The organism is Aeromicrobium sp., from assembly GCF_049587115.1.
Taxonomy (GTDB): domain Bacteria; phylum Actinomycetota; class Actinomycetes; order Propionibacteriales; family Nocardioidaceae; genus Aeromicrobium.
Map to the genome: position 1 here is coordinate 1 of NZ_JBAVDI010000011.1, position 3,426 is coordinate 3,426.

3 protein-coding genes are annotated in these 3,426 nt (G+C 68.0%); all 3 read left to right on the plus strand.

Annotation, left to right across the window (positions count from 1 at the left end; genetic code table 11):
• Positions 1 to 511: RIO1 family regulatory kinase/ATPase (locus WB461_RS01130; RefSeq protein ID WP_423850886.1), on the plus strand; the 511-nt coding region annotated here is incomplete at its 5' end.
• Positions 512 to 557: 46 nt separating this feature from the next.
• Entirely contained in the window at positions 558 to 1,649 is a 1,092-nt protein-coding gene (locus tag WB461_RS01135; RefSeq protein ID WP_423850887.1) for an LOG family protein, read from the plus strand.
• 44 nt (positions 1,650 to 1,693) lie between these two features.
• Positions 1,694 to 3,406, plus strand: a complete 1,713-nt coding sequence (locus tag WB461_RS01140; protein WP_423850888.1) for a TIGR03767 family metallophosphoesterase — start codon at positions 1,694 to 1,696, stop codon at positions 3,404 to 3,406.
• Positions 3,407 to 3,426 lie beyond the last annotated feature (20 nt).

Consider the following 3,426-nt stretch of genomic DNA (forward strand, 5'->3'; position numbering starts at 1 on the left):
CATGAAGCGCTCCCGTGACGAGCGCGCCCTCAAGCGCAAGAGCACCTGGGGGAAGGTCGTGGCCGCAGGTGAGTGGGCCAGCTCGGAGTGGGCCGCGCTCAAGAGGCTGCACGCGATCGGCCTACCAGTCCCCTACCCCGTGCAGATCGATGGCAGCGAGATCCTGATGGAATGGATCGCTGTCGAGGGCGAGACCGCTCCACGGCTGGCCCAGACCCGGCCAGCGCCCGATCTGCTGCAGTCGTACTTCGGCCAGCTGCGCGAGGCGATGGCGACGATGGCGCAGGCGGGTCTGGTGCACGGTGACCTGTCGGCTTACAACATCCTGGCCGCGGGCGAGCGGCTCGTCATCATCGATCTCCCGCAGATCGTCGACCTGGTTGGCAACGCCGCCGGCATGGACTTCCTGATGCGCGACTGCTCGAACATCTGCGCCTGGTTCCGGTCGAAAGGTCTGCAGAGCGCTGACGAGCACGCGCTGTTCGGCGAGCTGATCGCACATGCCTTCTGAAGACTCCACGTCGGGGGCTGGCGTCAGGTCAGCGTAGGTTTCCGGTGTGAAACGCACCCGCGGCCGCGTCGTCCACGTCGAGTCGCTCGCGGACTTCGACCAGCGGATAAGGGCTGGGACCGGGTCGATGAGGGGCTGGCGGCTGCGGCGGCTGGACCTGACCGATCGCGGTAGGGAGCTGACTGCCGCTTCGGTGCGCGGGGCGACCTTCCTCGGCTGCACGTTCGCCCCCGGTGACGCGGCGAGGGTCGAGGGGGATGGCGGGCTGGTGCTGCCCGACATCAACGACTCTCCCGTCGACGTCTATCGATTCGAGCTCTACACCGCCGACGAGCTGTACGACGACCGGGACTACCCACAGTCCCTCGATGCCCGTGCCTACGCGTGGTCCGAACGCTCTCCCGACCCAGAGAGCCGGCTGGCCCAGTCGCTCCACGACCACGCCATCCACAGCGCGCTCGCCGAATGGGTCCGCGACCGACACCTGGTCGGGGTGATGGGAGGTCACTCGGTCCAGCGTGGTGAGCCGTCGTACGCCGAAGCCGCGCTGCTCGGTCACGCGCTCGGGCAGCAGCACGTCGTGGCGACAGGTGGCGGCCCGGGTTCGATGGAGGCTGCGAACCTTGGCGGCTCTTTGTCCCAGCAACCCCGCGCCGCACTGGACGACGCGGCGGCCCGCCTCTCGGCGGTGCCGTCGTACCACCCGTCCGTGGGCGCCTGGGCGCAGAGTGCCATGGAGGTGCGCGACCGGTACGCGGATCCGGCCGACTCACTCGGCATCCCGACCTGGCACTACGGCCACGAGCCACCCAACGTGTTCGCGACGGCCATCGCAAAGTACTTCGGCAACCCCAACCGGGAAGCGGTCCTGCTGGAGGTCTGCGACGCCGGCATTCTGTTCCTGCCCGGAGCCGGCGGCACCGTGCAGGAGATCTTCCAGGACGCGTGCGAGAACTACTACGCCGATGAGTCGTCGGTAGCACCGATGGTGCTGGTGGGCTTGGAGTACTGGACCGAGACCTTGCCCGCGTGGCCGCTGCTGCGAAGCCTCGCGCGCGGCCGGGCGATGGAGGGTCATGTGCATCTTGTCGACGCGCTCGACGAGGCGGTCGACCTGGTCAATCGCGGGACTGCTTGACCGCTCCGCGCGTGACCTCTGTCACAACAAGTCGTTCAACGAGGGTGAAGATCACCCGTCGCAACCTCTTTCGTTCTGGCGCCGTGGCGGGAGGTGTCACCGCCGCTGGCGCATCTACCACCGCAGCCGCGACCTCCGCTGCTCCAGCGGCCGCTGCGGCCGGCTCCACGGCCGCCTCTGCGGCAACGGCCCGCGCCACGCTTGTCAGGAGCCCTACCGCGGGGGCCGGTGGCTACCGGCGGATCGTCCGAGCCGCCGGCGAGACCCACCGGCGACGCACTGACCTCGGGGTCGGGGCCACGCCCGGCCGCAGACCACGACCGCTGATCGCGTTCGCGCAGCTCAGCGACGTTCACGTGGTCGACGCTCAGTCGCCCCTGCGGGTGGAGTACAGCGACCGGCTCGACGACCCGTCGCCGATTCCGCCGACGCTGTTCAGCTCGGCGTACCGTCCACAGGAGGTGCTGTCGGGGCAGGTCGCAGACGCCATGGTGCGTCGGATCAACAAGATCGGCGCCGGGCCGGTGACGGGTAAACCGCTCTCCCTAGCGATCCAGACGGGCGACAACTCCGACAACTCGCAGCTCAACGAGGTGCGCTGGAACATCCAGCTTCTCAACGGCGCGAGAGTGCGAGTCGACTCGGGCAACCTGAGCAAGTTCGAGGGTGTCGCAGATGCGGACAGCACCTACTACGACCCCGCCTACTACCACCCACACGGCACTCCGGCTGGCAAGGTCGACGATGTCTATCGCCGCCGCTATGGATTCCCGACGGTGCCGGGGCTGCTCGACGCCGCCCGTCGGCCGTTCCGCGCGCAGGGTCTGAACGTTCCCTGGTTCTCGGTCTTCGGCAACCACGACGGTCTGGTCCAGGGCAACTTTCCCCAGAACCTCCAGCTCAGCCAGATCGCCACGGGACCCTTGAAGCTCGTGTCTCCGCCGGCCGGACTCTCTCCTGCCGAGCTGCTCAACAGTTTGATGACCGGGGACATGTTGGGGCTCATCCAGTCTCTGGCGCTGACGCCGTCGGTGCGCGCCGTCACCCCTGACAGCAACCGGCGGCTGTTGACCCGCCAACAGGTCATCGAGCAGCACTTCGTCCACGGCGACGGGCACGGCTTCACTGCCGACAACCGCGCCCGAGGTACCGCCTACTACACCTTCGACCGGGGTGCCTGCCGATTCATCGTGCTCGACACGGTGAACCCGAACGGCTATGCGGACGGGTCGATCGACGAGACGCAGTTCGCCTGGTTGAAGAAGGTGCTGGCCACTTCGGGAGGACGGGCGGTGATGATCTTCAGCCACCACACATCCAGCACGATGACGAACATCCTGGTCGCCACCGGCGGGGACCGCGAGGCCCGGGTCAACGGCTCGAAGGTGTTGGAGCGTCTGCTGAGCCACTCCAACGTCATCGCCTGGATCAACGGTCATACCCACCGCAACCAGATCACCGCCCACAAGCGGCCGGGAGGCGGGGGCCTCTGGGAGATCAACACCGCCTCCCACATTGATTGGCCGCAGCAGGCCCGGCTGCTCGAGGTGTGCGACAACCGCGACGGCACGCTCTCCATCTTCGCGACGATGGTCGACCACGCCGGCCCCCCGTCGTACCGCAACCTCGCGGATTCGACGCAGCTCGCCGCACTCGGTCGAGAGCTCGCCGCCAATGACCCCCAGCACCGGACCGACGCGGGTCGGGGACAAGCCAGCGACCGCAATGTCGAGCTGCTGGTGGCTTCCCCCTGGTGAGTCCCCGCAGGGGCCCGAAC